The sequence below is a fragment of the Corallococcus sp. EGB genome (assembly GCF_019968905.1).
Classification (GTDB): domain Bacteria; phylum Myxococcota; class Myxococcia; order Myxococcales; family Myxococcaceae; genus Corallococcus.
On sequence record NZ_CP079946.1, the window covers coordinates 12,520 to 38,741 of the forward strand.

23 protein-coding genes are annotated in these 26,222 nt (G+C 70.7%); 5 read left to right on the plus strand and 18 right to left on the minus strand.

Annotated elements, in window-relative coordinates; all coding sequences use genetic code 11:
* Nucleotides 1-25: 25 nt before the first annotated feature.
* The 4 genes from KYK13_RS00060 to KYK13_RS00075 form a co-directional block, all read right to left on the minus strand.
* Nucleotides 26-448: a VOC family protein gene (locus tag KYK13_RS00060; RefSeq protein WP_223640628.1), complete on the minus strand. Its 423-nt coding sequence runs from the start codon at nt 446-448 to the stop codon at nt 26-28.
* A gap of 66 nt (nt 449-514) precedes the next feature.
* Nucleotides 515-1,372, minus strand: coding sequence for a helix-turn-helix domain-containing protein (locus tag KYK13_RS00065; RefSeq protein ID WP_223640633.1), 858 nt, complete (start codon nt 1,370-1,372; stop codon nt 515-517).
* 10 nt (nt 1,373-1,382) lie between these two features.
* Nucleotides 1,383-2,402 carry an alpha/beta fold hydrolase gene (locus KYK13_RS00070; RefSeq protein ID WP_223640635.1) on the minus strand — a complete coding sequence of 340 codons (1,020 nt, stop codon included), beginning with the start codon at nt 2,400-2,402 and terminating at the stop codon, nt 1,383-1,385.
* 71 nt (nt 2,403-2,473) lie between these two features.
* On the minus strand, nt 2,474-2,911 hold the full coding sequence (locus KYK13_RS00075) for an SRPBCC domain-containing protein (RefSeq protein WP_223640639.1): 438 nt from the start codon (nt 2,909-2,911) through the stop codon (nt 2,474-2,476).
* A gap of 56 nt (nt 2,912-2,967) precedes the next feature.
* Between KYK13_RS00075 and KYK13_RS00080 the strand changes: the two genes are divergently transcribed.
* Entirely contained in the window at nt 2,968-3,297 is a 330-nt protein-coding gene (locus KYK13_RS00080) for a helix-turn-helix transcriptional regulator (protein ID WP_223640642.1), read from the plus strand.
* A gap of 7 nt (nt 3,298-3,304) precedes the next feature.
* Here KYK13_RS00080 and KYK13_RS00085 read toward each other — a convergent pair whose 3' ends face one another.
* The 8 genes from KYK13_RS00085 to KYK13_RS00120 form a co-directional block, all read right to left on the minus strand.
* Complete coding sequence (locus tag KYK13_RS00085) at nt 3,305-4,579, minus strand: MFS transporter (protein ID WP_223640645.1); 1,275 nt, start codon at nt 4,577-4,579, stop codon at nt 3,305-3,307.
* Between the two features lie 211 nt (nt 4,580-4,790).
* Nucleotides 4,791-6,530 carry a CapA family protein gene (locus KYK13_RS00090; RefSeq protein WP_223640648.1) on the minus strand — a complete coding sequence of 580 codons (1,740 nt, stop codon included), beginning with the start codon at nt 6,528-6,530 and terminating at the stop codon, nt 4,791-4,793.
* 105 nt (nt 6,531-6,635) lie between these two features.
* Nucleotides 6,636-7,142 (minus strand): DoxX family protein, encoded by a 507-nt coding sequence (locus KYK13_RS00095; RefSeq protein ID WP_223640651.1) that lies wholly within the window; start codon nt 7,140-7,142, stop codon nt 6,636-6,638.
* 114 nt (nt 7,143-7,256) lie between these two features.
* Entirely contained in the window at nt 7,257-8,024 is a 768-nt protein-coding gene (locus KYK13_RS00100) for a tRNA1(Val) (adenine(37)-N6)-methyltransferase (protein WP_223646953.1), read from the minus strand.
* Nucleotides 8,025-8,044: 20 nt separating this feature from the next.
* Nucleotides 8,045-8,998: a glutathione synthase gene (gene gshB / locus KYK13_RS00105; RefSeq protein WP_223640654.1), complete on the minus strand. Its 954-nt coding sequence runs from the start codon at nt 8,996-8,998 to the stop codon at nt 8,045-8,047.
* Nucleotides 8,999-9,111: 113 nt separating this feature from the next.
* Nucleotides 9,112-10,842, minus strand: a complete 1,731-nt coding sequence (locus KYK13_RS00110) for a serine/threonine-protein kinase (protein ID WP_223640656.1) — start codon at nt 10,840-10,842, stop codon at nt 9,112-9,114.
* A gap of 354 nt (nt 10,843-11,196) precedes the next feature.
* Nucleotides 11,197-11,523: a hypothetical protein gene (locus tag KYK13_RS00115; RefSeq protein WP_223640659.1), complete on the minus strand. Its 327-nt coding sequence runs from the start codon at nt 11,521-11,523 to the stop codon at nt 11,197-11,199.
* Between the two features lie 8 nt (nt 11,524-11,531).
* Nucleotides 11,532-11,825, minus strand: a complete 294-nt coding sequence (locus KYK13_RS00120; protein ID WP_223640662.1) for a hypothetical protein — start codon at nt 11,823-11,825, stop codon at nt 11,532-11,534.
* A gap of 187 nt (nt 11,826-12,012) precedes the next feature.
* Between KYK13_RS00120 and KYK13_RS38985 the strand changes: the two genes are divergently transcribed.
* Nucleotides 12,013-14,187 (plus strand): tenascin-X, encoded by a 2,175-nt coding sequence (locus KYK13_RS38985; protein WP_304504080.1) that lies wholly within the window; start codon nt 12,013-12,015, stop codon nt 14,185-14,187.
* A gap of 13 nt (nt 14,188-14,200) precedes the next feature.
* Here KYK13_RS38985 and KYK13_RS00130 read toward each other — a convergent pair whose 3' ends face one another.
* Both KYK13_RS00130 and KYK13_RS00135 read right to left on the minus strand, forming a co-directional pair.
* Nucleotides 14,201-15,142 (minus strand): hypothetical protein, encoded by a 942-nt coding sequence (locus tag KYK13_RS00130; RefSeq protein ID WP_223640665.1) that lies wholly within the window; start codon nt 15,140-15,142, stop codon nt 14,201-14,203.
* Nucleotides 15,143-15,212: 70 nt separating this feature from the next.
* A complete protein-coding gene (locus tag KYK13_RS00135; protein WP_223640667.1) occupies nt 15,213-15,929 on the minus strand; it encodes a DUF429 domain-containing protein in 717 nt (238 codons plus the stop codon).
* A gap of 78 nt (nt 15,930-16,007) precedes the next feature.
* Here KYK13_RS00135 and KYK13_RS00140 point away from each other — a divergent pair, with 78 nt between their 5' ends.
* Nucleotides 16,008-17,027 (plus strand): aldo/keto reductase, encoded by a 1,020-nt coding sequence (locus KYK13_RS00140; protein WP_223640669.1) that lies wholly within the window; start codon nt 16,008-16,010, stop codon nt 17,025-17,027.
* Between the two features lie 426 nt (nt 17,028-17,453).
* Here the strand turns inward: KYK13_RS00140 and KYK13_RS00145 are convergent, their stop codons facing one another.
* Together KYK13_RS00145 and KYK13_RS00150 are read right to left on the minus strand one after the other, a co-directional pair.
* Nucleotides 17,454-18,182, minus strand: coding sequence for a head GIN domain-containing protein (locus KYK13_RS00145; protein WP_223640671.1), 729 nt, complete (start codon nt 18,180-18,182; stop codon nt 17,454-17,456).
* Nucleotides 18,183-18,304: 122 nt separating this feature from the next.
* A complete protein-coding gene (locus KYK13_RS00150; RefSeq protein WP_223640673.1) occupies nt 18,305-21,067 on the minus strand; it encodes a serine/threonine-protein kinase in 2,763 nt (920 codons plus the stop codon).
* Between the two features lie 247 nt (nt 21,068-21,314).
* Here KYK13_RS00150 and KYK13_RS00155 point away from each other — a divergent pair, with 247 nt between their 5' ends.
* Complete coding sequence (locus tag KYK13_RS00155; protein WP_223640675.1) at nt 21,315-22,325, plus strand: hypothetical protein; 1,011 nt, start codon at nt 21,315-21,317, stop codon at nt 22,323-22,325.
* Nucleotides 22,326-22,328: 3 nt separating this feature from the next.
* On the opposite strand, the gene KYK13_RS00160 is transcribed toward KYK13_RS00155, so the two are convergent.
* Together KYK13_RS00160 and KYK13_RS00165 are read right to left on the minus strand one after the other, a co-directional pair.
* A complete protein-coding gene (locus KYK13_RS00160; RefSeq protein ID WP_223640677.1) occupies nt 22,329-22,901 on the minus strand; it encodes a PIN domain-containing protein in 573 nt (190 codons plus the stop codon).
* A 21-nt stretch (nt 22,902-22,922) separates the two neighbouring features.
* Complete coding sequence (locus KYK13_RS00165; RefSeq protein ID WP_223640679.1) at nt 22,923-23,411, minus strand: helix-turn-helix domain-containing protein; 489 nt, start codon at nt 23,409-23,411, stop codon at nt 22,923-22,925.
* A 164-nt stretch (nt 23,412-23,575) separates the two neighbouring features.
* Here KYK13_RS00165 and KYK13_RS00170 point away from each other — a divergent pair, with 164 nt between their 5' ends.
* On the plus strand, nt 23,576-25,474 hold the full coding sequence (locus tag KYK13_RS00170) for a ribonuclease R family protein (RefSeq protein WP_223640681.1): 1,899 nt from the start codon (nt 23,576-23,578) through the stop codon (nt 25,472-25,474).
* Nucleotides 25,475-26,222 lie beyond the last annotated feature (748 nt).

Sequence of the window (26,222 nt, forward strand, 5' to 3'; positions counted from 1 at the left end):
ACGCCCTCCCGCCGTCGATGCGGGCTCACCCCTTCGGAGGAGGCGCGGCGAGCGGCTGGTACGTGCCGAAACTCCAGATGTTTCCTTCCGGGTCCAGCGCGCTGAAGTCCCTTGAGCCGTAGTCCGTGTCGTGCAGCTCCATCGCGATGGTCGCGCCCGCCGCCTTCGCCCGCGCATGCAGCGCATCCGGGTCCGTCACCACCACGTAGATGCCCAGGTTCTTCAACGGTACGTCCTTCGACACCACCATCTTCAACCGGCTGCCTTCCGCGCTCCCGAACATGACCAGCCCGTGGCCCAATGTCAGCTCCGCGTGGGCGATGGCACCATCAGGCTTGCGGTAGACGACCCGCTCCTCGCAGCCGAAGGCCTGCTTGAGGAAGCGCAGGGCGGCCTCGGGGTCCGCGTAGCGGATGAAGGGATACATGCTGGGCAGGGACTGGGACATGGAGATGTCCTCCTTTCACCGCGCATCCTGCCCATCCGCCCGCGGCCCTTCTTGGACGGATTTTACCTACGCGCCGGATTCGAACCCGCCCGAGTCCGGCAGCGCACGGCGCAGGAGGGCGGACGGCGGCCCGCCCGTGAACTGGCGGAAGTCCCGGTTCAGGTGCGCCTGATCGAAATAGCCCAGCTCCACCGCGAGCTCCGCCCAGCGCACCGGACCTCCGGCCTTGATCCGCGCCACGGCCCGGTCGAAGCGAAGCAAGCGCGCCAGCCGGCGCGGAGGCAGCCCCACCTGTTCGTGGAACTGGTGGATGAGGTGCTTGTGGCTGTGGCCCAGCTCGCTCGCCAGCGTGGCGATGTCCACCTGGCCTCCCGTCCGCTGGATGCGCTCCACCGCCCACCGCACGCCCGCGTCCACCGCGGGCCCCCGCTCCGCGCGCTTCAAGAGAAACGCATCCACACGAGCGAAGCGCGCCGCCCAGTCCGGCGCCTCCGCCAGGGACTCCACCAGCCTCCTGGCCTCCGAGCCCCACAGGTCCTCCAGGCCCGTGACCCGGTGGGACAGCTCATGCATGGGCAATCCAAAGAGGCGCCTCGCCCCCAGCGGTGTGAGGTTCACCTGGAGCCCGTGGGACTCGCCGTTGTGCTCGGTGGTGCTCCAGCGCTCGTCCAGCCCCGCGACGAAGCCGGAGCGATGCCGCGTCACCCGGCCCGCGTCGTCCAGGTGCTTCAGCAGCGGGCCGAACTCCAGGATGAGCACCACCTGCACCCCGGGCAGTTCCTGCCTGCGCATGGGCTGGGGCATGGCCTCGCGGTAGCCGCAGTAATCCCGGATGAGCGGCGCCAGCGCCGGTGGCGGCGTGGCCAGCGCCATCTCCCAACCGCCCCGCTCGGACGCGTGGCGCACCACGCGGATGCGATGCATGCCGGGCAGGCTACTTCGAAACCTTGCTCAGGAAGCCCAGCAGGGCCGTGTGCCACTTCTCCGGCGACTCGAAGTGGGGGATGTGGCCCACGTTCGGAATCTCCACCAGCGTGGCGCCCGGGATGGCCGCGGCGGTCTTCTTCCCCAGCGCCGGGTACTGCCCCAGCTTCGGCAGCAGCGCGGGCGGCACGCTGCCCTTGCCCACCACCGTGCGGTCCTCCTGACCAATCACCACCAGCGTGGGCACCTTCACCCGCGGGAACTCGTGCACCACCGGCTGCTCGTAGATCATCGTCTGCGTGGCGGCGGACACCCAGGCCAGGCGCGGGTACTCGCCGCTGAGCGTCTGGCGGTAGAGGACCTGGACGTATTCGTCGTACTCGGGCTTCCACTTCACGTAGTAGCCGCGCTGGTACTTGCGCAGCCCTTCCTCGGTGGCCTTCAGGTTCTCCTGGTAGAGGTCCTCGGTGGACTTCCAGGGGACCGCCTCGCGGTAGTCCTCCAGGCCAATGGGGTTCTCCAACACCAGCTGCGTCGTCACCTCCGGGTACATCAGCGCGAAGCGCGTCGCGAGCATGCCGCCCATGCTGTGGCCCACCACCGCGGCCTGCTTCACGCCCAGTTCGTCCAGCACCTGCTTCGTCAGCGACGCCAGCGTGTGGAAGCTGTACGCGATGGCCGGCTTGGACGACTTGCCGAAGCCGATCTGATCCGGCACCACGACGCGGTAGCCCGCGCCGGTGAGGACGCGGATCGTGTCCTTCCAATACGCGCCGAAGAAGTTCTTTCCGTGCAGCAGCACCACGGTGCGCCCGTTGGCGTTGCCCGTGGGCTTCACGTCCATGTACGCCATGCGCAGGTCCTGGCCCTCCAGCCTCACGGACAGGAACTGCACGGGCGCCGGGTAGGGGTACCCCTCCATGGCGATGCCCAGCGCCTCCGGGGCGCGCCTGGCTTCCTGCGCGTTCGCGGCGGGCACGGAGAGCAGCAGGGCGGACAGGAGCAGGGTGGGGACGCGGACGGACGACATCAGGGCTCCTTGAAGGAACGGGACGCGAGGGAACGGCAGTCTGGCCGTGACATTCCCCCGCGGCGCGGTTTTCAGAAGGCCCCGCCCTCCCGGAGGTTGATTCCGTACTCCAGGTAGCCCTTGAGGCAGAGCATCATGTGCATCCAGCCGCCCGCGTTGCCGTAGGACGCCTGGATGCCCTTCTCATCCGGCTTCCAGCCAGACTCGCTGATCTTCACCATCGTGTTGCTTGCGTCCAACGGCACGAAGCTCATCTCCACGCGCGTGTTGTAGCTCGCGTCCGCGGGCCACTCGAAGACGATGCGCTCGTTGGGGGTTACCTCGCGCGTGATGACGTCGAACTCGCCCGGCGCCTCCGCGAAGCTCCACTTCACCGTCGTGCCCTGCACCAGCGGACCGCTGCTCGTCTTCACGAAGTAGCCGCTCAGCTTCGCGGGGTTCACCACCGCCTCGAACACCTGCGCCACCGGCTTGCGGATCTTCAGCTGCACCTGGAACTTCGGCTCCATGGGCCACCCCTCGTCGTGAACTGGTCCCGCCCGCAGATATGTTATATAAATATAACATGTCAAGCAGTGACCCGGACGACCTCATCTTCAAGGCGCTGGCGGACTCGCGCCGGCGGGCCATCCTGGACCTGTTGAAGGACGCGCCCCGGACCACGGGGGAGCTGTGCGAGCACTTCGAGAAGACGCTCGACCGCTGCACCGTGATGCAGCACCTGAAGGTGCTGGAGAAGGCGGAGCTGGTGCTGTCGCGCAAGGAGGGGCGGACGCGGTGGAACTACCTCAACGCCGCGCCCATCCAGCACATCCACTCGCGGTGGATCAGCTCCTATGCCGCGAACGCGATGAAGCTGCTGACGAAGCTGAAGCGGGACCTGGAGGAGGACTGAAACAGCGTCAGTGCGCGCTGTCGGAGAACGGCTGTACGTCCGCCTGGACCAGGGGCTCGTTCTCGAAGCGGGCGGGCTTGAGCAGGCGCGTGGTGAGCACCAGCGCGAGGAAGATGGCCGCGGAGCCGATGGTCACGAAGCGCAGGTGGATGCGGTCCGCCAGCGCGCCCTGGAACCAGACGCCCAGCGAATAGCCCGCGCCCAGCACCATGCTGTAGAGGCTGCTCATGCGCGCCTGCAGCTCGCGCGGCACGCGGTTCTGGCAGGCCGCGCTCAGGCTGCTCATCAGGACGAGGTAGTTGGCGCCGAGGAAGAAGATGCACACCGCCGCCACCTGGAGCGTGGGCGCCAGCCAGTACACGCCCGCGAGCACCGCGATGGTGGTGGCCGCGTAGCCGCGCAGCTTGCGCTGGCCGAAGAGCTCCGCGAGCGTGCCCACGCACAGCGCCGCCGTCACCGCGCCCGCGCCCTGGCACGTCACCAGGAGCGACGTGGCCGCCGCGCCCTGGCCCAGCTCGCGGATGGCGAACACCGGCACCAGCCCGATGAAGGGCGCCACCAGCGCGGCCACGAAGAAGGTGCCCACCAGCACCAGCGAGATGTCCTCGTCCTCGCGCGCCACGGTGATGCCGCGGCGGATGCCCTCCCAGAGCGGCTCGCGCTTCGCGGACGTGTCCCGCGCGGGAGTCACCACGCGCCACAGCGCGACGAGCACCGCGAAGAAGGACAGCGTGTTCGCGAGCAGCGCCCACGCGGGCCCGCCCGCCTGCAACACCACCGCGGCCAGCGTGGGGCCCAGGATGCGGCCCAGGTTGAACTGCGCGGAGTTGAGGCTGGTGGACAGGTGCAGCTCGTGCGGCGGCACCAGCTCCGCCAGCAGCGCGGAGAAGGCCGGATTGGTGAGCGTGCTCACGCACCCGTTGAGGAACGAGATGACGCCGATGGCGGGCACCGACAGCTGCCCGCGGAACGCCAGCACCGTCAGCACGGCCGCGAGCACCGCCTGGAGCAGCGCGCCCAGCCCCGCGTACAGGCGCCGGTCGAAGCGGTCCGCCAGCGCGCCGCCCACCGGCGCCAGCAACACCGCGGGCAGGAACGACAGCGCGACGATGGCGCCCGTCCACTCGGCCTTGCCGGTGGTCTGCGTGACGTACACGCCCATCGCCACCGTCTCCATCCAGGTGCCGATGTTGGAGACGAGCGCGCCCAACCACACGGCGAAGTAGCCGGGGTAGTCGAACGGCCGCAGCGAAGTCAGTCTTGGAAGTCGATGGGCAGGCACGTCGGAGTCTGTCTTAGCGCACGCCGCATCCTCGTGCGTTGCACGGCGCGGTACCCTTGGTGGCGCAATGAAGCGCACGCCAGCCCAGGCAGCAGCCCGGCTTCACCCCAGCGCGAAATCCCTGACGGTGAGGCGCGATGCGTGACACGCAAAACACCCACGGAGGCACGTGTCCGTGGGTGTTGGTGCGGCGTTGTGGGGACACGCGGCGCTACGGCACGGTGTTGCTGGCCGTGACGGGCGACCTGCGCGGAGTGACGCGGCCGTCGTCGGCGATGCGGGCGCCCGTGTCGGGGAAGTCCTCGGTGGTGAGCTTGCGCACCAGCGAGACGACGTTGGCGTCGGGATCCGGCTGGGTGATGCCCTCGCCAAGCTGCTTCGTCGGGAGGATGCGGCCGTTGGAGAAGCGGCCCTGGGCGTCCAGCTCCACCTCCAGGATCATGCCCAGGCCCTGCGGCCCCTTGAGGTTGAAGCGGCCGTAGGTGGCGAAGTTGCCCATGGAGTAGGCGATGAGGCGGCCCTGGTAGAACTCCATGGCGCGCGCGACGTGCGGGCCGTGGCCGAGCACCAGGTGCGCGCCCGCGTCCACCACCGCGTGGGTGAAGGCGCGCAGGTCGCCGCGGTCCTCGCCGAAGAACATCTCCTTGCCGGGCGGGACGTGCAGGGCCTTGCCGCCCTCGGCGCCGCCGTGGAAGGAGACGATGACGATGTCGTGCGTGGCGGCGGTCTGCTTCACCAGCGCGGTGGCGGTGGGCAGGTTGTTGAGGTGGTTGCAGCCCGCGGACGTGTGGAAGGCGATGAGGCCGATCTTCAAGCCGTTGCGCTCCACGGTGGCCACGCTGCCCGGCGGACCGCTCCACGCGATGCCCAGCGCGTCCAGGGTGGACTCGGTGGCGCGGCGGCACTCCTCGCCGAAGTCGCCGGAGTGGTTGTTCGCGGTGGAGACCACGTCCACGCCGGCCTGCTTCAGGTACTCGCCGAAGGACGTGGGGGAGCGGAACGCGTAGCAGTTCGCGGGCGAGCGGCACTTGGTGGTGCGGCCGGTGTCGCAGAGCGGGCCTTCCAGGTTCACGAAGGTGAGGTCCGCGTCCTCCAGCAGCGGGCGCACGGCCGCGATGACGCTGCCGCCGCCCTCGGGGGGCAGGTAGCCCTCCGGCACGGTGGTGCCGAGCATCAGGTCACCGGCGGCGCGGATGCGCAGCTTCGCGCCCGGCGGCGGGGGAGGGCGGGGCGCGCTGTCCACGGGCTGCGCGAGCTTCGCCTGGAGCGCGGCCTGGTTGCGGGCCTGCGTGAGCGCGCCCTCCAGGTCCGGCTGGTTGGGGTTGAGCGCGCGCACCTGCGTCCACTGCGTGAGCGAGTCCGCCCAGCGGCCTTCGACGGAATAGGCCCAGCCCAGCTCCCAGCGGCAGTCGGCGCGGGACGGCGCGGCCTGCACGCACGCGGACAGCTCCGCGATGGCGGCGCGCGAGTCCCTGGCCTTGAGGGCCTCCACGCCCCGGGCGTAGTGCTCGTCCGGGTTGCCCGCGGCGAGCGCCGGCGCGGTGCCGGGCCCGCCATGCATCGCGATGGCGGCGGCGCGGAGGGCGCCGATGCTGGCCTCCACGGCGATGCGGCCGGCCTCGGAGAGGGCTTCCGTCTGGCCTTGCGCCGGGGCGGGCGCGGTGCCCGTGGCCTGCGCCGTGCTCGAGGCGGGAGATGACGGTCCGGCCTCCGCGAGCCCCGCGGGCATCCTCAGGGAGACCGTCGTACCGGAGTCCACGGCCCGTCGCACCGACGCGAGGCCCGCCGCCTCGAGCCGCTCCGTGCTCGCGTCCCGGATGACGGAGCGCACGGAGGCCAGGCCCGCTTCGGCGAGGCGCGCGGTGCCGGAGGACTCGGCTGTGGAGAAGTTGGGGACGGACGCGGCGGGCGCGGCGAGCGCCAGCATCAACAGGACGGACGGGGGGGCCATGGCCCGCGCATCTTACGGGATGAAGCGGGGGCGGGGGCGCTGCCCACGGGCCCGGCTCGGCAGCAGCCGGGCAGGCAACACCCACACACCCCTCCGAGGCCCTGCCTACCCGAGCGCGTCGAGCAGCAGGGAGCCCCGGCGCTGACGCGGCAGCAGCCGGAAGTGCCTCAGCTCCCGGCGCTTCACCCGCTGCTCCAGCGCGCTGTGCAGGGACAGCCGCCCCGGCCCGCGCATCAGCGTCCCGAGCGCGATGGCGATGAGCGCCGCGTTGAACTCGTAGCCGCCCTTGGTGATGTCGAAGCCGTTCTTCCCGTGCACCTTCGCGATGGCCACCGCCTGCGTGACGATGACCCCCAGCGCCGTGAGGCGCGTCGCGATGCCCAGGATGGAGCTCACCCCGGCCGCCAGCTCCGTGATGCCCGTGGCCAGCACCCACCGCTTCCCGGGCTTGATGCCCAGCTGCTCGAACATGCCTGCGTGCTGCTCGATGCCCTCCTTCTTCAGCTTCGCCAGGCCGTGCTGGAGCATCGTCGCGCCCAGCGACAGGCGCGCGGGCAGCAGCGCGGCCGACTTCAGCAGCGACGGTTGTTCGTTGAGCATCGTCACGTTCATGGCGCTCTCCTCGTCGGGACGCGGACGTCCGGTGGGTGAAGTGCCCTTACGTTGTGATGCATCCGCCCATCCGGCCCCGACGCTCGCAGGGCCCCATGCCCGGCGGACGACCGCTCAACCCCCGCTCCGCTCCGCCAGCGGCACGTCCATCAGCGCCGCCACCTCCGCGCTGTACCCGCCCGGCCCCTCGCCGTGCACGACGAGCGGCGGGCGCACGGACAGGCCCCGGTCCTGGTCGCGCAGCGCCTGCACCAGGAAGCGCGTGGCGGGCGCATCCACCCGCGCGTGCACGGCGCGCAGCACCCGGGGGAACAGCCGCGCGCCCGCGAGCACGCCCAGCACCTCCACCAGCCGCGCCGCCGGATACACCAGGCTCACGCCGCCTCCGGGCCGCAGGGCATGCCGCGCCGCCGCGGCCACGGATGGCGCGTCGCACGCCACCTCCGACTTGGACACGGCGCGCTCCAGGTCCGGGCTCACCACGCCTGCTTCGGCCCTGCGGAACGGGGGATTGGACACCACCTGCCCGTAGGCCCCGGGCGTGAGCAGCGTCCGCGCCTGCCGCAGGTCCCCGAGCAGGGGCCTCACCCGGCCCTCGCACCCGTTGAGCGCCACCGCGCGCGTCAGCCGTGCGTGCACCGCGGGCTGAAGCTCCAGCGCATCCACCGGGCCCGCGATGCCGAACTGCTTCACCAACAGCAGCGACACCACGCCGCTGCCCGCGCCCAGCTCCAGCACGGGCCCGGGCAGGTCGCCGCTTTCGGTGGCCGCGAAGTGCGCCAGCAGCACCGCGTCCAGCGTGAAGCGGTAGCCCGTGCGGCGCTGGAACACGCGCACGTCCGCGGTGCCAATGGAGTCCAGCGTCTCGCCGTCCTCCGGCATCCCGTGGGGAGCGGCCACGTTCAGCGAGCGCCGTGCATCCGCTCGGCGACGTCCAGCACGCGCGCCTCGCAGGACACGCCGTCCAGGTGGCTGGCCTCCACCAGGCCCGTGGGGCTGGTGACGTTCACCTCCGTGAGGTAGTCGCCCAGCACGTCGATGCCCACCAGCGTCAGCCCCTTCTCCTGGAGCGACGGCTTGAGGCGCTTGCAGATGAGCAGGTCGCGGTCGGTGATCTCCGCCTTCATCGGCGTGCCGCCCGCGGCCATGTTGCCCCGGTGGTCCGCGTCCGAGGGCACGCGCAGCACCGCGCCCACCGGATCTCCGTCCACCAGGATGATGCGCTTGTCGCCCAGGCGGCTCTCCGGCACGTAGGCCTGCGCGAGGATGGGCTCCTTCCCGCCCTGCGTGAGCAGCTCCACCATGGAGCGCGCGTTGCGGTCCCTCGGGGCGAGGAACAGGATGCCCTTGCCCCCGAACCCGTCGATGGGCTTGAGGATGGTGCCCTGCGGGTTCTTCGCCGCGAACTCCAGCACCACGGACAAATCCCGCGTCACGCGCGTCTCCGGCATCAGGTCCGGGAAGTTCAGGGTGAAGAGCTTCTCGTTCGCGTCGCGGATGCCGGACGGGTTGTTGATGAAGATGGGAGCGCGATCCGGACATAGCTCCACCAGCTGCGTGGCGTGCAGATAGTCCGCGTCCACCGGCGGGTCCTTGCGAAGGAAGAGCACGTCCAGCCTGGACAGGGGGCGCACGTCCTCGGACAGCACGTCGAAGTGGCGGCCGGGTTCACGCCGCACCTGGACCCGGCGCATGCGCGCCTCCGAGCACCGGCCGTTGAAGCGCAGCCATCCCTGCTCGAAGTAGTAGACGTGGTGCCCCCGCCGCTGCGCCTCCAGCATCAGCGAGAACGTCGAGTCGTGGTCCACCCGCACGCTCTCGAGCGGGTCCATCAGGAAGCCAAGGGAGAGAGCCATGAGGGGCGAGGATAGCGAACGCCCTCCGCCCATGCCGCTCCTTCGAACGCGCGTCCGTCCGCGCCGGAACGGACGCGGGTCCCCTTCGGGGCAGGGGACCCCGCCCCGGAAGCTCAGCGGCCCGGCAGCTCCTTCAGCTTGAGGTTCAGACGGACGGGCTTGCCCGCCTCCACCGGCACCGCGAGCACGCGGCGCTTCTTGTCCGCGCCCACCAGGACCAGCTCCGCCTGCCCCACCGGCAGGGACTTCTTCACCAGCGGCGTGAGGCCCAGGGATTTGTTGTTGAGGAAGATCTCCGCGGGCTCATCCAGGAAGAGCGTCACCTCGCCCTTGTTCTTGCGGCCCCGGTTGCCCCGGGTGGGGGCGTCGTCCCGGCCGGAATCCCGGTCCCGCGCCCCCCGGTCCTTCTCGCCGTCCTTGTCCGCCTCCGCGACGGCCACGCCCGCGTCGGGCGCGGGGGACTCGGGCGGCCGGATGGGGACCATGGCGCCCAGGCTCATGGGTGGGGGAGGGGGCGCCTTCTCCTCGGCCTCCAGGAGCTGGGTGAGCCGGAACGCGCCGTAGGCCAGGCCCAGGAACAGCGACAGCGACAGGAGCGCCCACACCGCGCCCAGCTTCGAGCGCCTCACCGGAGGCGCGGTCTCGTCGCTGCCGGGCCCCTCCGCGCGCAGCTTCGCGATCTCCGCCTTCTTGCGCGCCTCCACCACGCTGAGCGCGGTGGCCTTGCGCTCCGGCAGGTAGGGGCCGTCATCCTTCTGGAGCGCCCGCTTCGCCGACGCGAGCACCTGGCTGCTCGTCGTGACGTCCGCGCTCTCCAGCAGGGCACGCGTGGCCGCCATGCGCTCCGCGAACAGGCCCTTCATGAGCGCGGCGCGCTGGTCCGCGTCCATCAGCTTGCCGCCGGCCGCCTTCTCGATGGCGCGCGCCATGTCCCGCCCGGACGGATAGCGGCGGTCCACGTTGCGCTCCAGCGCGCGCATCACCACGCGGGAGATGTCCTCGGAGATGTGCGGCAGCAGCACCGAGGGCCACGGGATGGGGTCCTCGAGGATCTTCACCATCTCGTCGCGCTCGGTCTTGCCCGCGAAGAGCCGCTCGCCGGTGATGAGCTCGTGCATCACCACGCCCACGGAGAACAGGTCGCTCCTGCCATCCAGCGGATCGCCGCGCACCTGCTCCGGGGACATGTACCCGGTGGTGCCCTTCACCGTGCCCACGCTGGTGCGCTCCAGGCTGTTCTTCGCCTTGGCGATGCCGAAGTCCAGCAGCTTCACGGTGCCGTCGTAGGTCACCATGATGTTCTTCTGCGCCACGTCGCGGTGGATGACGGGGCTCGCCTCGCCGCCGGGGGACGTGAAGGTGTGCGCGTAGTGCAGCGCCAGGCAGACGTCGCGGGCCACGGACAGGGTGAAGGCCAGCGGCACCGGCTGGCGCTTCTTCAGGCACGCGCTGGTCACCTGGTTCAGGTTCTGCCCGCCGATGAACTCCATGGCCAGGTAGAGCCCGTCGTCCTCCTCCCCCAGGTCGAACACCTGCGCGATGTTCGGGTGGTTGAAGGCCGCGGTGATGCGCGCCTCGTCCAGGAACATGCGGACGAACTGCTCATTGGAGCGCGCGTCCGGGAGGATGCGCTTGATGACCACGTACTTGCGGAAGCCGCCCGGGCCCGACGTGTAGCCCAGGAACAGCTCCGCCATGCCGCCCACGGTCAGCTGCGTGAGCACCTCGTACTTCCCGATGCGCTCGCCTCGATAGAAGTCGATGGGCTCATCCTCCAGCGCCAGCGAAGGATGGCGCCCGCGTCGTGAAGAAGACCGGGCCGGACCATAACAGGGCTGTTGCATCCGGGGCCCTTCTTGGCGGCGGAGCCCGGGAGGAGAGGGCTCGCACGCCGGCCCGCGAACCCCCCAAACCCCTGTGGATCACCTGTGGATGGTGTGGAGCGCCCTGTGGACAACCGGGGGCCCGGAGGCCGCGCTGTGGATGCCCGGGGGAAACCGGCAACTTGCCCACATGTAGCAGATCGCCGATTCGTGAATGAATCCGGCGGCTTGCTGACTTGTCCCCAACTCGGCTCTCCCTACTGCTTCCACCAGTTGATCAACACTCCAATTAGACTGGTGAAAAGAAGCGGGCCCTGCGCACAGCCGGGAAACCGACAGGCCTCCGCGGGACGGTGAGCGACGCGGGACAGCACGCTACAGGAGCGTGGCGCGCAGCCGCTCCAGCAGCCCGGGCAGTTCATGGAGCAGCTGCCGGTCCAGGTCCTCCAGCGCGGCGCGGTGCAGGACCAGGTCCTCCGGCTCGCGGTCCGCGGCCATCATGCGCTGCAGGCCGCGCAGGCGCTGGTTGCGCTGGACCAGGCGGGCCAGGGTGTCGTCCAGCTCCTCCGCGAGCTCCGAGTCCAGGTGCAGCTCCTGGCCCACCAGCTCCCGCAGCTGCTCCACGCGGTAGGTGAGCTCCCAGCTCTCCTCGTAGCCCGCGCGCCGGGGCAGCATCTGCCCATACGTCCACCGCTCGCTCACCAGGTCCTCTAGTGCGGCCGGGGCCGGGTCAGGCCCGTCAGGGACAGGCGGGTGCGCATGGGGTCCAGCTCCACGTGCATCCGGCAATCCGCCACGTCCAGGCGCAGGGTGTAGGGAGGGCAGGTCGCCGCGGCCCCGGTGTGCGCCTCACAGGCGCGAGCGCCCATGCGGAACAGCTCCGCCAGCACCGCCCGCCGGACCTCCGCCGACAGCCCGTCCACGGTGGCTTGCACACCCCGGGCGATGAGCACGGTGAAGGCCTTCAATCCGGGAGCATCGCGCGGCGGGCCGGCCAGGGTCATGCCCGCGCCCGTTGCCAGAACCATACCCTGCGACAGGTCTGTCGTTCCGGGGGGTTGGAGCGACTCGGGACCCTTGGGGCTGAAAAAAGCTCAGGCACGGAAGTGCCCAATCCTGAAACCCTGGCGGGTGGGATGCCGTGGGACACGGGGATGGCGAGGGGTGTAAAGGCAGGCGGCAGGAGGCACGATGGCGCGCACGCGGACGGTGGGCAGTGGGGGCCTGACGGCCCTGGCAATGGCCCTGGCGGCCTTCCTGGCCTTCGGAGGCGGCTGCCGGGAGCAACCCCCGCTGACGGGCGCGCGGAGCCTCCTGCGGGTCTCCCAGGAGTCCGTGGAGTTCCCGGCCAGCTACCCCCAGGTGGAGCGGCAGGTGGAGCTCCGGGTGATGAACGCGGGCCGCACGACGCTGGACGTGGAGTGGACGCAGCTGACGCCGCCCTTCGCCGCGGTGGGGCTGCCCACGCGGATGGACCCGGGCGAGGTCCCGGTCCGGCTGACCTACAAGCCGGAGGCCACGGGCGTGCGGACGGCCACGCTGGTGGGGCGGGCGCCGGGGGGCGGCGAGGTGCGGGTGGAGCTGCGCGGCCAGGCGAACCCGCTCCCGGACTGCCCCACGCCGGTGGCCTGCCACGCCTCCACGTTCGACGTGGCGGCGGAAGGGTGCGTTGAGACGCAGCTGCCGGACGGCACGGCGTGCGACCCGGGCAACGCATGCATCCAGGACGCGGCGTGCGCGGCGGGGCGGTGCAAGGGCAAGGAGCGCGTCTGCGACGACGGCGACGCGTGCACCACGGACGTGTGCAACCCGCTGGATGGGTGCACGTCGGTGCCGGCGCCGCCGTGTCCGGGGGACGGCAGGTGCCAGGTGGGCGTGTGCGATCCGAAGGTGGGGTGCACGCTGGCGAAGGCGCCGGACGGGACGTTCTGCGGCCCCGAGCGCGGCTGTGACGCGGCGGACGTGTGCCTGGACGGGATGTGCCAGCGCCGCGACCCGCCGGACGGCTTCCAGTGCGCGCCGGCCAGCCCCTGCCAGGGGCCGGGGAGGTGCAGGGGCTCCGTGTGCGAGCGCCCCACCGCGACGGCGCTGGCGCCGGACTGGACCTACGACGCGGCCTCCAACGGCGAGGCGCTGCACGACCTGCTGGTGGGGCCCACGGGGGACGTGACGCTGGTGGGCTTCTTCGTGCCGGCGCTGCTGGACGCGGCGGGCCCGGTGCCGGTGCGCGCGCGCGTGGCCGGGCGCCGGTGCATGCTGTGGAACGACCGGCTGTTGTGCATGGACCTGCCGCTGTCCGGGCAGGTGTCGCTGTTGGACCGGGTGACGGGCTCGCCGAGGTGGACGTTCGACCTGACGACGGTGCGGCCCGACTTCACGCAAGGGCTGACGACGCTGTTCATGGCGCGGCTGGGGGTGATGCAGCCGGACCGGCTGGCGGCGCTCTTCGAGGCGTACCCGGCGGGCACGTCGCGCGACACGCTGTGCCGGGAGTACTTCCTGGTGGTGTTGGATGCCTTTGGCGGGATGGTGTCCGCGCAGGCGTTGAAGGATCCGCTGCTCGCCGAGTGCAACCACCCGCACCCGTACGGCGTCGCGTCCGACGTGGCGGGCGACCTGTACGTGGCGTTCGGGCCCACGCAGAACGTGGGCGCGCCGCTGTATCCGGGAGCGCCCACGTTGTTGATGGCGTTCTCGCAGGACGGCGTGCCGCGCTGGCGCAAGACGGAGGCCTTCGCCGCGGGGGAGCTGGCCATCGTGAACGGGCTGTTGCTCAACGAGCGCTCCACGCAGGCGCTGCGCACGCGGGACGGGCAGCCGGTGGCCTCGCGGACCTTCCCGAGGGAGCTGGGCCGCGCGCTGGCGACCTCCACGCACCTCATCCCCTCGCCGTCCGAGGACGACACCGCGAACGAGTGGCGGCTGGAGGGCTATGCGCTGCCGGACCTCGCGCCGTCCTGGACGCACGGGTTCCGGGGGTGGCCGGGGCCGGTGGCGCCGGAGGCGCGGCTGGCGAGCTGGACCACCTGGCCGGGCCAGCCGCCGGAGACGGTGGTGGTGGGCACGGGCATGGACGCGCAGGGGCCGGTGCTGTTCGCGGTGAGCGCGAAGGATGGCAGCGAGGTGTTCCAGTGCCGGGTGCCCCACGCGGCGACGCCCGCGCAGTTCCTGGAGCTGGGGCCGGACAGCGTGGTGCTGATGGACAACGCGACGACGTGCGGCGAGTGCGATCCACCCTACGCGTACAGCCAGGCGCGCTTCCGCCGCTTCCCGATTCCGGGCCTGAAGCCCGCGGAGGAGCCCTGGCCCGGAACGTTTGGCGGGCCAGGGCACGACCATCACGAGGACCCGGTGCGCGGGCGCTGAAGCCCACACGGGCTCACGGCGTGAGCGCGGTCCAGTCGCTGTTGGGCACGGACACCTGGAAGTTGTACGTGCCGTTGGTCCAGCACAGGCCGTAGGGGCCCAACTGGCTGCTGTTGCTCGCGTCGAGCGCGGGCCATGCGCTCACGATGTAGATCTGGATGCCGGAGGCGCGCACGCGGGGGAACGCGGGGCAGCGCTGCGCCACGTCCATCAGGTAGTGCGACTCCCACATCGTCCAGCCGGTGGCGAAGCCGGAGCTGCCGCAGATGGGCGTCAGCTTCTCCTCCCAGAGCCCCTGCGTGAAGTTGTAGAGCAGCCCGTGCGCGCAGCCGCTGCCGTCCTTGTAGACCTCCGTGAAGTAGCGCTCCTCGCCGTCCAGCACGCGCACGTACTTGCCCTTCCACGTCGCGTCCATGCCCTCGAAGGTCTGCCAGCCCGTGGCGCCGTCGAAGCCGCAGTGGTCCCAGAAGCCATGCGCGTGCGCCGTCGTCGCCATGCCCGAATAGCGCCAGTGCGCCGTCACCGTCTCCACGCATGAATTGCCCGCCGGCATGTGCGTGGGCGCATAGATCGTCGTCCCGATCGCGTTGTCCGGGATGACCAGGTCCGTCTGCGCGTCGTTGGCCGCGAAGATGCCCTGGCCCTGGTTCACCCAGAAGCCCCGGTCCCCGGAGCCCGGGAAGATGTCCGGAATGGGGTCGCGCGGGCGCGGACGGCTGGAGCGCTCCGGCAGCCGCGCCGCCGCGCCCTTCAACACCTCGTTCGCCTGCGGCTGGGTGTTGGGAAGGGGCTGGCCGTGCACCTTCTCGTCGAAGGGCTGCGGCGCCGCCGTCAGCGCCTGCCCCTCCGGCACCGGCACGCCATACGGCAGCCGCGCAGTCGCGTCCTCCGCCAGCACCGGCGCGCCCACCAGCCCCGCCACCACCGCCACGGTCTTCCACGACGTTCCACGCATGGGTCTTCCCTCTCCGTCTGGAGTTGAGAGGGATTAAAACAGCTTAAGCAGTAAAATTGGCAATAGGTGATTACCGCAGGGCGGCGAGATCCAGGATGCGCCCCTCGCGCAATGTTCCATCCGCGTCACGCGTGAGGGGCAGGCCCACCGCGGTGACGTCCCCGGGCCGGGTGCGCGTGAGCCACCCCAGCCAGGCGCAGAGCGCGGCGTCCAGCTGGTCGTGCGTGCATGTCCCCGCGTCCATGAAGCGCAGACCCCCGGCCTCCAGCAGGGCCTGTCTTCGCGCGCGTCCCTCCGGCGAGGCCTTTGCCCCCAACTTCTCCACAGCCAGCGCGCGCCAGGTGGCGCCGGGGAAGGCCTCGAGGAGGCGCGCGCGGGACAGCGCCGGCGTGTCCAGGTCCAGCATGGGCACGCGGGCATGGGTCCGCAGCGCGGCGAACAGCAGCACGCCGCCGCGCACGAAGCCCGCGAAGGGCGCACCGGGCAGGGGCAGCACGTCCGGGGTCCGGCCCGGAGCGCGCAGCCGCGCTTCCGCGTCCCGCACCCGGGCGCCGGGGCTCGCCAGCGCCTGCGGCCCGTCCACCACCACCACGTCGCCGGGCCCCACGGCGAAGGCCTCCGCGAGCGCCTCCGGGTCCAGCGCGTGGCGTGCCCGTGGCACGGGCCACGCGCGCTGGGAGAAGCGAACGCGGCCGTCGCGGTCCACCACGGCCTCGTCCACGGGGCGGGGCGCGCGGGCGAAGGGGTCTGTCAGGTCCCAGCCCACGAAGCGGTGCGCGTCCGTCATCGCGTGCCTTCCTGCTGCGGGGCCGGACACCGGGCGTTAGGAGGGGTCGCCTTCACTTCCACCCAAGGTGACACGCACATGCACTACCGTCCGCTGGGCCGCACCGGCCTGTTTGTCTCTGAACTGTGTTTCGGCGCCATGACCTTCGGTGGCGAAGGCTACTGGAAGAACATCGGGCAGCAGGGCCAGGCGGAGGCCGACGCGCTGGTGGGCCGGTGCCTGGACGCGGGCATCAACTTCTTCGACACCGCGAACGTGTATTCGTATGGGCAGTCGGAGGAGCTGCTCGGCAAGGCGCTCGCGGCGAGGCGGTCGCAGGTGGTGCTGGCCACCAAGGTGCGCGGCCGCATGGGCCCGGGCCAGAACGAGGTGGGCCTGTCGCGCTACCACGTCTTCGACTCCGTGCACGCGAGCCTCAAGCGCCTGGGCACGGACCACATCGACCTCTTGCAGATCCACGGCTACGACGCGGCCACCCCGCTGGACGAGACGCTGCGCGCGCTGGACGACCTCGTGCGCCAGGGCAAGGTGCGCTACCTGGGCGCGTCCAACCTGGCCGCGTGGCAGCTGATGAAGGCGCTGGGCCTGAGCGACCACCGCGGCCTGTCCCGCTTCGAATCGCTGCAGGCCTACTACTCCATCGCCGGCCGCGACCTGGAGCGCGAGCTGGTGCCGCTGCTGAAGGACCAGCAGGTGGGCCTGATGGTGTGGAGCCCGCTCGCGGGCGGCTTCCTGTCCGGCAAGTACCGCCGCAACGCCGAAGGCCCCGAGGGCGCCCGCCGCACCACCTTCGACTTCCCGCCCGTGGACCGCGAGCGCGCGTACAACGCCATCGACGTGATGGACGCGGTCGCGAAGGAGACAGGCGCCACCGTGGCGCGCGTGGCGCTCGCGTGGCTCCTGCACCAGCCGCACGTCACCACCGTCATCCTCGGCGCGAAGACGCAGGCCCAGCTGGAGGACAACCTGGCCGCGACCGAGCTGCGCCTCAGCCCCGAGCACCTCGCGAAGCTGGACGCCGTCTCCCGGCTGCCCCCTGAGTACCCCGGCTGGATGGTGGAGCGTCAGAACGCGGACCGGCTGCCCCCGGCCCGCTGAACCGGTTGCTCCTGGAGTCCTACGCACACGGAGTTTTCCAAAATCGCTGGATGGACACGACCTGGCGCGTCTCAACGACGCACCGTGTGATCGCGGTGCGTTCGTTTTTACAGCCTGTCAGGGGCGGCAGGCGGCGCGTGACGCAGGTTCCCCTATGAGTCCGGCGGCGAAAGAGACGGAGGGTGTTTGGGATTGGGGCGGACTTCCAATATCTTGGGGAGTGCGAAGCGTTCGGTCACCCGAGCGCGTTCCATGGGGCCCACGCGCCTGCCGGCAGCACACCCATGAGGTCGGCATCCACGTGGAAGGACAGTCGCCCGGATGACCTTGGAGGTCCGGTGTGCGACGTCTCTTTTCGCTCCGTGGGGGGCCTGTCCGGGCCCCGGGTCATCCCCGGGGCCCGGCTAACCTTTCCCGGTGCCGCGGCTAGTTCGAAGCGTCGAGGCGCGAGCCGCCGCTGACGTCGACGTTGGAGCTCTGGGGCCGCTTCGACAGGCGGATGATGCTGCCGCCGGACGCGTCACCGGAGACCTTGGAGGGGGCGTCGGCCTCCACGATGGAGCCGCCGCTGGCCTCGGCCTCCAGCTGCTCCAGGCCCTGGAGCTTCTGGGCATGCACCTGGGAGCCGCCGCTGGCCTCGACGTCCAGCCGCGTCGCGCGGCCGTTCAGGGTGATCTCGGAGCCGCCGCTGGCCTCGGCGTCCACCTTCCTGGCGTCCACGCCGCGCACGGTGACCACCGCGCCGCCGCTGGCCTCGGCGCCGAACTCACCGGACGCGGTGGCCTCGGCGTCCATGCGGGCGCCGCCGCTGGCCTCCACGTGGTCGATGCGGGGCGAGGACACGATGAGCCTCACCCGGCCGTTGAGGCCGTCCCAGCCCTTGCGCTCCACGCGCGTGGTGAGGATGCCGTCCTCCACCCTCAGCTGGATGCGGGAGAGGTTCTCCGGGGAGCCCTCCAGGCGGACGGACTTGGGCCCCACCTTCACTTCGGCGCGCATGCCGTGGCTCACGGAGACGCCGTGGAAGTCCTCCACCTGGCGCGTCTCGCCGGCGTCCTGGGAGGCGGAGGGCTTCGTGGCCTCCGCCGCGTGGGCGGTGCAGGCGGTGGCGGCGAGGCAGCAGACGGCGAGCAGGGACAGCGAGGGCATCCTCATGGGCGGCTCCAGTCAGGGCGCGAGGACGTAGGAGCACGCCTCCGCGGAATGTCCCGGGTACGGAGGAGGCCGGCGGGTGATTGCGTGGGGCTGGCGAGAACCTGTCCGACAGCAGGACAGGCTCAGGGGTTGTCCAGCATCTCCAGGGGGACCCGGACGGAGGTGGTGTCGTCGGGTTTGATCTCCACCACGAGCTTCAGGGGCCGGCCGGTGCCGTCCACGAGCTTCAGGGTGTGCCTGCCCACCGGGAGGGCGACCTTGGTGAGCGGGGTTTCGCCCAGGGGGCGTCCGGCCAGGGTCACGCGGGCGGAGGGCTCGGTGATGAGGGTGAGGAAGCCCTGGGGCACGGCCGCTTCGGCGGCGCCGTCGTCCGGAGCGGGGAGGTCGCTCTCCGCGTCGTCGGCGGGAGCGGCGGCGGTGCGGGACCTGGCGCGGGCCGGGGTGGCGGGGTCGCTGGCGTCGCGCTTGCCCTTGCGGACGGGGGGGCGCGTCTTCCCCTTGGGAGTCTGGGGGTCGTCGGCGGTGTCGGTGCTGGCCGGCGCCGGGTCCGAGGGCGCGGCTTGCGGAGGCGTCGCGTCGGCGACGGCGGGTTCGGCGGTGGCCGGCTTCCGGGCCTCGGGTTCAGGGGAGGGAGGCGGTGGAGAAGTTGTGGAGGACTTCGCGTCCTGCCCGTGAGAGGGCGCGGAGCTCCAGAGCGCGGACACGCGGCCCCCGTCGAGTCCCAGGGCGACGGTGACGCCGAGTCCCGCGATGCCGAGGATGCCGATGCCGGCCGCGATGAGTGCGCCCGTGCGACGGCGGGGCGGAGCGGGGGGCCCCTCGTTGATGAAGTCGTGCGGTTCGGTGGGGCGGCCGGAGGCGCGAGCCGGGGTGGAGCGCGAGGGAGGCGAGGACTGCTTGCGGCGCGAGGCCGGCGAGCGGCGGACGGCCGGCGTGTTCTCCGGGGCCTCTTCGGGAGGCAGGGACGGCACGCGAGAGATGGCCGTCTCGCCGTCGTTCAGCAGGGGCTGCGGCGCGGTGTGGGGTTGGGTGACGCGGAGGCTGTCCGTCGTGGACGCGCGCGAGGGGCGGGGCCGGGAGTCCTCGGCGCTGGAGTTCGAGGTGTCACGCGAGGGGCGGGGCCGGGAGTCCTCGGCGCTGGAGTTCGAGGCGTCACGCGAGGGGCGGGGCCGGGAGTCCTCGGGAGGCACGTTGAAGGCCTCACGCGGCGGACGGGGACGCGAGTCCTCCGCATGGGACGCATCCCGAGCGGCCCGTCCCCGCGGCTCCTCCGCGGCATCCCGAGCAGAACGCGAACGCGGCTCCTCGGAGCCATGGGCGGAATCCCGAGCGGCCCGCGCGCGACCGTCCTCGGAAGGCCCTTCCCGTCCACTCCGCGCCCGGGCCTCATCGGCAGGAGGCACGAAGGCCGGAGGCCGCGCCTTCGGCACTTCCGGAGGCTGCGCGCCCACGCGCGACAGCGGCGTGAGGATGGTCTCTCCCTCGACGTAACCGGGGGCCGCCGTGACGGGCGCCGTGATGCGCAGCGACGAATCCATCATCACCGGCGGCAGGGCCGGCTGGGTGCGCACGCCGGGTTCGGAGTCCTCGGGCTGCGCGGACAGCTCGTTCGTGGGAGGAGGGGGCCGGATCGGCTCCGTCGCGGGCGAAACCCGGCGCGAGGCCGCCGTCGAAGCGGGCTTGCGGACCGCCAGCTCCTCCGTCGTGTTCCGGCGTCCGGACGTGCCCGGCGCGGGCGCCGGCGGCGCCTTCGCCGGAGCGGGCGCCTTGGGAGGCGCCGCGGGCGTCCGGGGCGGCGGCGCCACGGCGGGAGGCGCTACGACCGGCTCCGGGACGTCTCCGCCCCCGGCAATCACCTTCGCCACCTGCGTCTCGCTGGAGGTGCCGTCCCCGGAGGACTGCGCGCTCATGAGCAGCAGGCGGGTCTGGTCGCGGCGCTCGGTGAACAGCCGCAGCATCAGCTCGCTGCTCTGCTCGGGGTGCCAGATGCGCGGGCCCACGGCGCGCTCGATGGCGCGGGCGAACTCCAGCGTGGTGCCGTAGCGGTCCTCGCGCCGCTTCGCGAGCGCCTTGAGGACGATGGCGTCCAGCTCCGGCGGTACTTCCTTGTTCACGCGCGAGGGCGGGGGCACGTCCCCGCTGAGCACGGCGTTCATCATGGCCTCGGCGCTCTTCGCGTAGAAGAGGCGCATGCCGGTGAGGCACTCGTGCAGCACCACGCCCAGGCTGAACAGGTCGCTGCGGGCGTCCAGCGGGTCGCCCATGATCTGCTCCGGGGACATGTAGCCGCTGGTGCCCTTCACCATGCCCACGGCGGTGCGGCTCGCGCGCGCCAGGCTCTTGGCGATGCCGAAGTCGAGCAGCTTGGTGACGCCCTCGTACGTCACCATGATGTTCTTCTCGGCGATGTCGCGGTGGACCACGGGCGAGGGCCGGCCCAGCGGGTCGGTGAAGCTGTGCGCGTAGTTGAGCGCCACGGCCGTGTCGCGCACGGCCATCAGGCTCAGGCCCATGGGGATGGGCTCCTGGACGGAGCGGCACGCGCGGGCCACCTCCACCAGCGTGGCGCCGGGGACGAACTCCATGGCGAGGAACAGTTCGCCATCCGCCACGTCCAGGTCGTACACCTGGGCGATGTGCGGCTGGTTGAACGCGGCCGTGACCTTGGCCTCGTCCAGGAACATCCGGACGAACTCCTCCTCGCCGCGGATGTCGGGGAGGATCTGCTTCAGCACCACCAGCTTGCGGAAGCCGGCGAGTCCCCGCTGGGCCGCGAGGAATATCTCCGCCATCCCGCCCGTGGACAGGCGGCAGAGCACCTCGTACTTGCCCAGCACCCGGCCGCGGAACCCGTCCGGGGTGAGCGTCAGCGTCGTCCCAGCCATTGAAGGGGTCCGACTCTACACCGGCGCGGGCACCGGCGCGAAAGGCCTGGACCCCCGTTTCTGGCCGGATGCCAGGGTTTACGAGGATGTGGCTCCGTTGGGGTGAGGACAGGGTTTTTGGAGCGGGGCGGGCGAACTGTCCGGCACCGGAGGGCTGCCTCGGGGACGGACGGACAGCGGGAGCGGCGTGGCTAGGGTGCGTGCCATGGGGCTGCGAGCGCATCAGGCAGGGACGTGGGGAAAGTGCGTGGGCGCGCTGCTGAGCGTGCTTCTGGGGTGGGGTGGGGCGCAGGCGAAGGGGCTCCAGGTGGAGGATGACCTGCCGACGCCGCTGTTCCTGGACCGCACGTACCTGTTCGTGTCGCCCAGCCGCATCCACCGGCAGGGGGACCCGAACTCACCCCTGCCGCTGGTCCTCGAGGGTCAGTTCGCGCCGAACCTCTTCCTGCCCCAGTTGAAGCTGGATGACTTCAAGGAGGACGGACGGGAGACGCTGTTCTCCGCGGTGTTCACGCCGAACATCCGGCTGCGGATGGTGAACACGCCCAGCAAGCCCATCCTGCCGCCGTCGTACCTGTTGAAGTTGACGCTCCAGGTGGCGCACCTGCGGCTCTTTCAAAACCCGGACAAGGAAGGGCTGCCCCGGGTATGGGCGTGGGGGTTGAACGTCATCGCGGGGCACTACTCCAACGGCGAGGACGGGTGCTTCTTCGCGAACCAGAAGGGGACGGACCCGAACTGCGAACCCGCGGAGGGGACGCTGCCATTGAATGAAATCACGGGCAGCTTCTCCACGAACCTGCTGCGCTTCGAATTGCACAGCCGGCTGGGCTTCGCGGTGGATGTGCATCAATTGAGCGCGTGGCTGGTGGGGGCGAATGTCTTCTACGAATTGAACTCATCGATTGGACCGGGAGGGATGAGCCCCGAGCAGCGCTACGTGTATGGGGATGGCCACTGGGGATTCGGGCTGCTGGGGGAGCGCATGGTGAACGGCCACCGCTTCCGGCTGGAGGGGTCGTACTCCCATCCCTTCGGGGAGACGCCGGCGCAGGGGGGAACGCTGAGCGTGGAGGCGGCGGCGAATCCCCGGTGGGGCGCGGGGTTCGGCGTCTTCGCCCGGTACGTGCGGGGGCAGGACTACTACAACATCCTCTTCCTGGAGCACATCAACCTCTGGCAGTTCGGGCTCGTCTTCGATCTGAACCCGGGAGCGCGGCTGAAGGCAGACAGCGACAGGCCCCCGGGCTTCCAGTGACAATCATTTGACGAGGGACGGAGGCAGCAGTGTACGGACCTCGCGGGCGAAGCCCGGCACGCTGCGCGCCAAACCGTCCAGGAGTCTCATCAGGGAGATGGGGGGATTGCGCAGGGCCTCGGCCTGGGCTCGGAGCATCTCCAGCACGGTCTCCGGTGATTGGCTGAGCAGGTGTTGAAGAAAGGTGTCGGGTGACTGGGCCTGGAGCGTCGCGGGCAGGTGTTGTTCTTCGAAGTCCCGGAGGTTGCTCGTGACGAGCGTCTGGGCGCCCACGTGGACCGCGGCGGCGAGGACATGCCGGTCCTTCTCCGGGTTGGTCATGGAGGCGATGAGCCCCTCGTGGCCCGTCACCAGGGCTTCGGGAAAGGCAGCCTTCATGGCAGCCACGCGCCGGGCGGCCTTCTCTGCCGGCAATCCGATGGCCTTGACGAGGTTGCGGCGCGTCTCCTCGAGGATGAGCTCCGTCCAGTGAATCTGGATGAGCCCTTCATGCGCCGCGCTCAACAAGGTGTCGCAGACGGTGAGGGGAATCAGGACGTTCGCATCGAGGACGACAGGAAACGGAGCATGGAGCACGGAGTGGGGCGTCCTCGCTCGTCAATCCAGTTCGGGATAGCCCCCGGCGTCCTGGCTTTCACGCATCATCGCGTCAAGCTGGGAGCGGCGGTTCGTCTTCTGCCGTGCGCGGTACTCGAGGACGTCCTTGCTGTAGACGCGACGATGGGTGCCTGTGCGGTGAAAGGGGATCCGCCCTTCGTCCAGCAGCTGCACCAGGTACTGCCGCGAGACGTTGAGCAGGTTCGCGGCCTGCTGGGTCGTGAGCTCCTTGTGGACGGGGACCACGGTGACGGCGTCCCCCGACGCGAGGATGGCGAGCAGCTGCTGCATCAACGTGAGCACATCCGTCGGCAACGGCACGGACTCATGGTTCGGGCCCAGCAGTGAGAAGAGCGGGTGCCTGCCACCCTTGTCGCTCAACTCCCGGGTGATGAGGTGCGCGAGCTTCCGTACCTGCTCCAGGGTCACATCGCTGGCGGCGACAGGCTCGGACGCCCGGGGCGGAAGGTCATCGGTGGGTGAAGTCATGGCTTCCTCCTGGCGGGGCCCTCTGGGAATCATGGCCATATCCGACGCAAACGCAAGGACCCCTCTGACATCACGTCAGGATGGGCTACCACAGCCGTCTCAAGCGCAATATGAATCCCAGGATCTCCCCGCCTGCCCTGGAGGTGGGTTACGACGGCGCTGACATGGACACCTCTGCTTCCCCGCGCACCGTCACCGGCCGCGTCGACGTACATCCCCGTGGCTTCGGCTTTCTCACCGTGCAGAAGCCCGGCACCGCGGAGGTGCTGTCCGCCTTCATCCCGCCTCCGGACCTGAACCCCTTCTTCGCGGGCGACGTCGTCTCCGCCACCGTGACGGCCAGCGGCGAGGACCGGTGGACCGCGTCCGGCCTGACGCTCGTGGAGCGCACCCGCACCGCCGTCTACGGCGAGGTCGTCTCGCGCAAGGGCGCCTTCTTCCTGCGCATCGACCGCGAGGTCTCCAACACCGACTGGCCCCTGGACCCGGGCACCACCCCCGTCCAGCACAATGACGCCGTCGTCGCCCGCATCGCGGACGGCAAGGTCGTCCTCCTCTACCGCCTGGAGCCCGGCGCGGACCGCTCCCTGGAGCGCGTCATCGCCCGCCATGGCCTGCACCGGGACTTCCCCGCGGATGTCATCGACGAGGCCCGTCGCGCGAAGGGCACACCGCACGCCCTGGGCGGCGCCCGGCGCGACCTGCGCTCCATTCCCACCGTCACCGTGGACGCGCCGTCCACCCGCGACATCGACGACGCCATCTCCGTGCTGCCCGCCGGCCCGGACGGCGCCGTGCGCCTGCTCGTGTCCATCGCGGACGTGAGCGAGTCCGTGAAGGAGGGCACCCTCCTGGACCTGGAGGCCCGCGCCCGCGCCACCAGCGTCTACCTGGCCGGCCGCGTGCTCCCCATGCTCCCGGAGGAGCTGTCCGCGCACTGGCTCAGCCTCGTCCCCAACGAGGAGCGCCACTGCCTCACCGTCGAGTTGCGCATCGACCCCGACGGCCGCGTCACCGCCTCGGATGTCTATGAAAGCCTCATCCGCTCCTGGGCGCGGCTGAACTACGACGAGGTCGCCGGCTTCCTCGACGACAACGTCGTGTCCCCCGCCATGGAGCCCGTGCGCGACGCCATGCCCTGGTTCCGCCTGGCGTCCGCGCGGCTCGCCGTGTCGCGCGCGGCCCGGGGCGGCATGACCATGTCCCGCGACGAGGCCCGCTTCACCTTCGATACCGCCACTGGCGCCGTGTCCGGACTCGCCGGGGAGAAGGACACCTCCGCCCACCACATGATTGAGCGCTTCATGGTCGCGGCCAACGAGGCCATCGCCACCTGGCTGATGACCCGCGGCGTGCCCACCGTGTACCGCGTGCACGAACAGCCGGATCCGGAGCGCGTGGCGGACGTGAACGCGTTCGCGCTGCACTCGGGGTTCGCGGCGGGCTTCGGCACGCAGATCACCCCGCTGGCCCTGGCCGCGTTCGACCGCCAGATTTCAGGCGCGAGGGCGGAGGCCGCGCTGCGCTCCGTGCTGCGCCGCTCGCTGGGCCCGTCCCGCTACACCGTGAAGCCGGGGCCGCACTTCGGGCTGGCCGCGCCCCTGTACCTGCACTTCACCTCGCCCATCCGCCGGTACGCGGACCTCGCCGTGCACCGGCTCATCAAGGCGTACCTCCACGGCAAGCGCGACTTCGTGCACGAGGACCCGGAGGTTGAGAAGCTCTCCCAGCACATCAACGTCCGCGCCCGCTCCGCCGACCGCGCGGAGCGCGACCGCCACCACGAGTTGGAGGCGCGCTTCATGTCCACCCGCATCGGGCAGAAGTTCCCCGCCCGCATCGTGCGCGTGAAGCCCTTTGGCCTCGTCGCGCAACTGGATGGCATGTGGGTGGAGGGCATGGTGCCCGCGGAAGGACTGGCCGGCGGTCCCTACCGTCCGGACACCCGTGAGCTGTCCATGGTGGGCAAGACGCGGACCTTCACCGTGGGCATGCCCGTCACCGTGAAGGTCGTCTCCACGGATGAGCAATTGGGCCGGGTGGAGTTCGCCCTGGTCGAGTAGCGAAGGACCCCCGCAAGGCCTTTCCAGACAGGGCCCTGTCACCACGGGCACGGAGTCGACGAGCGGGAAGATTTCGTGCAGTGGTAGGCCGTGAGCTTCTACGACCGGTAACACGCACCTTCATCAAGCCGCACCGGGCGGTGCGGCGGGTGGAGGTGCTGGGCACCACGGCCGAGTACCCCTTCTGGGTTCAGGGTTGAGATGTGGGTAGCTGTAGAGGCCAAAGTATTCAAGACAGCGTACCCTGTCTTCTAGGAGGCTGATTTCTATGCTCACGGTGCATGTGAATCCCAACACCCTGGCTATCTCTGCGTCGGGGACGAACTCGGGTGTGATTTTTCTCCGAGGAGAAGACCGCTCCTTTCCGGACGACGCGTTGTGCTCGCGTGGTGGTTGGAGGAGCTGACACGGCTTCAGTCAGGGCATGCTGCCACGGCGTGCTGCCGGTTCATGGATGGCCCGTTGTCATTCGATGTTTCACTGAGCAACGGCGAGTTTGTGCTGAAGTGTCAACGCCGGCGACAGCACGCGACCCAGGTGGTTCTCGAAGGCCGCGTGCCCTCCGCTGTGTTCATGGAGGGATTGGTGGCGGCGGCACGTCAGGTGGTCAAGGCCTGTGAGCACCAGGGGTGGAAGTCCAAAGACCTGGAGCGTCTCAAAAACATAGTAATGGTCGCCAGGTCCGGATGAAGCCCTGCCTTGAATCCGGCTGAAGATACCCAGCGATATGGCTGCCTCGTGTGTGAAC

Coding starts and splice junctions, on each gene's coding strand:
- KYK13_RS00060 (WP_223640628.1), bottom strand. CDS start 448: ATGTCCCAGTCCCTGCCCAGCATGTATCCCTTCATCCGCTACGCGGAC.
- KYK13_RS00065 (WP_223640633.1), bottom strand. CDS start 1,372: ATGCATCGCATCCGCGTGGTGCGCCACGCGTCCGAGCGGGGCGGTTGG.
- KYK13_RS00070 (WP_223640635.1), bottom strand. CDS start 2,402: ATGTCGTCCGTCCGCGTCCCCACCCTGCTCCTGTCCGCCCTGCTGCTC.
- KYK13_RS00075 (WP_223640639.1), bottom strand. CDS start 2,911: ATGGAGCCGAAGTTCCAGGTGCAGCTGAAGATCCGCAAGCCGGTGGCG.
- KYK13_RS00080 (WP_223640642.1), top strand. CDS start 2,968: ATGTCAAGCAGTGACCCGGACGACCTCATCTTCAAGGCGCTGGCGGAC.
- KYK13_RS00090 (WP_223640648.1), bottom strand. CDS start 6,530: ATGGCCCCCCCGTCCGTCCTGTTGATGCTGGCGCTCGCCGCGCCCGCC.
- KYK13_RS00095 (WP_223640651.1), bottom strand. CDS start 7,142: ATGAACGTGACGATGCTCAACGAACAACCGTCGCTGCTGAAGTCGGCC.
- KYK13_RS00100 (WP_223646953.1), bottom strand. CDS start 8,024: ATGCCGGAGGACGGCGAGACGCTGGACTCCATTGGCACCGCGGACGTG.
- gshB (WP_223640654.1), bottom strand. CDS start 8,998: ATGGCTCTCTCCCTTGGCTTCCTGATGGACCCGCTCGAGAGCGTGCGG.
- KYK13_RS00110 (WP_223640656.1), bottom strand. CDS start 10,842: ATGCAACAGCCCTGTTATGGTCCGGCCCGGTCTTCTTCACGACGCGGG.
- KYK13_RS00120 (WP_223640662.1), bottom strand. CDS start 11,825: ATGACCCTGGCCGGCCCGCCGCGCGATGCTCCCGGATTGAAGGCCTTC.
- KYK13_RS38985 (WP_304504080.1), top strand. CDS start 12,013: ATGGCGCGCACGCGGACGGTGGGCAGTGGGGGCCTGACGGCCCTGGCA.
- KYK13_RS00130 (WP_223640665.1), bottom strand. CDS start 15,142: ATGCGTGGAACGTCGTGGAAGACCGTGGCGGTGGTGGCGGGGCTGGTG.
- KYK13_RS00135 (WP_223640667.1), bottom strand. CDS start 15,929: ATGACGGACGCGCACCGCTTCGTGGGCTGGGACCTGACAGACCCCTTC.
- KYK13_RS00140 (WP_223640669.1), top strand. CDS start 16,008: ATGCACTACCGTCCGCTGGGCCGCACCGGCCTGTTTGTCTCTGAACTG.
- KYK13_RS00145 (WP_223640671.1), bottom strand. CDS start 18,182: ATGAGGATGCCCTCGCTGTCCCTGCTCGCCGTCTGCTGCCTCGCCGCC.
- KYK13_RS00150 (WP_223640673.1), bottom strand. CDS start 21,067: ATGGCTGGGACGACGCTGACGCTCACCCCGGACGGGTTCCGCGGCCGG.
- KYK13_RS00165 (WP_223640679.1), bottom strand. CDS start 23,411: ATGACTTCACCCACCGATGACCTTCCGCCCCGGGCGTCCGAGCCTGTC.
- KYK13_RS00170 (WP_223640681.1), top strand. CDS start 23,576: ATGGACACCTCTGCTTCCCCGCGCACCGTCACCGGCCGCGTCGACGTA.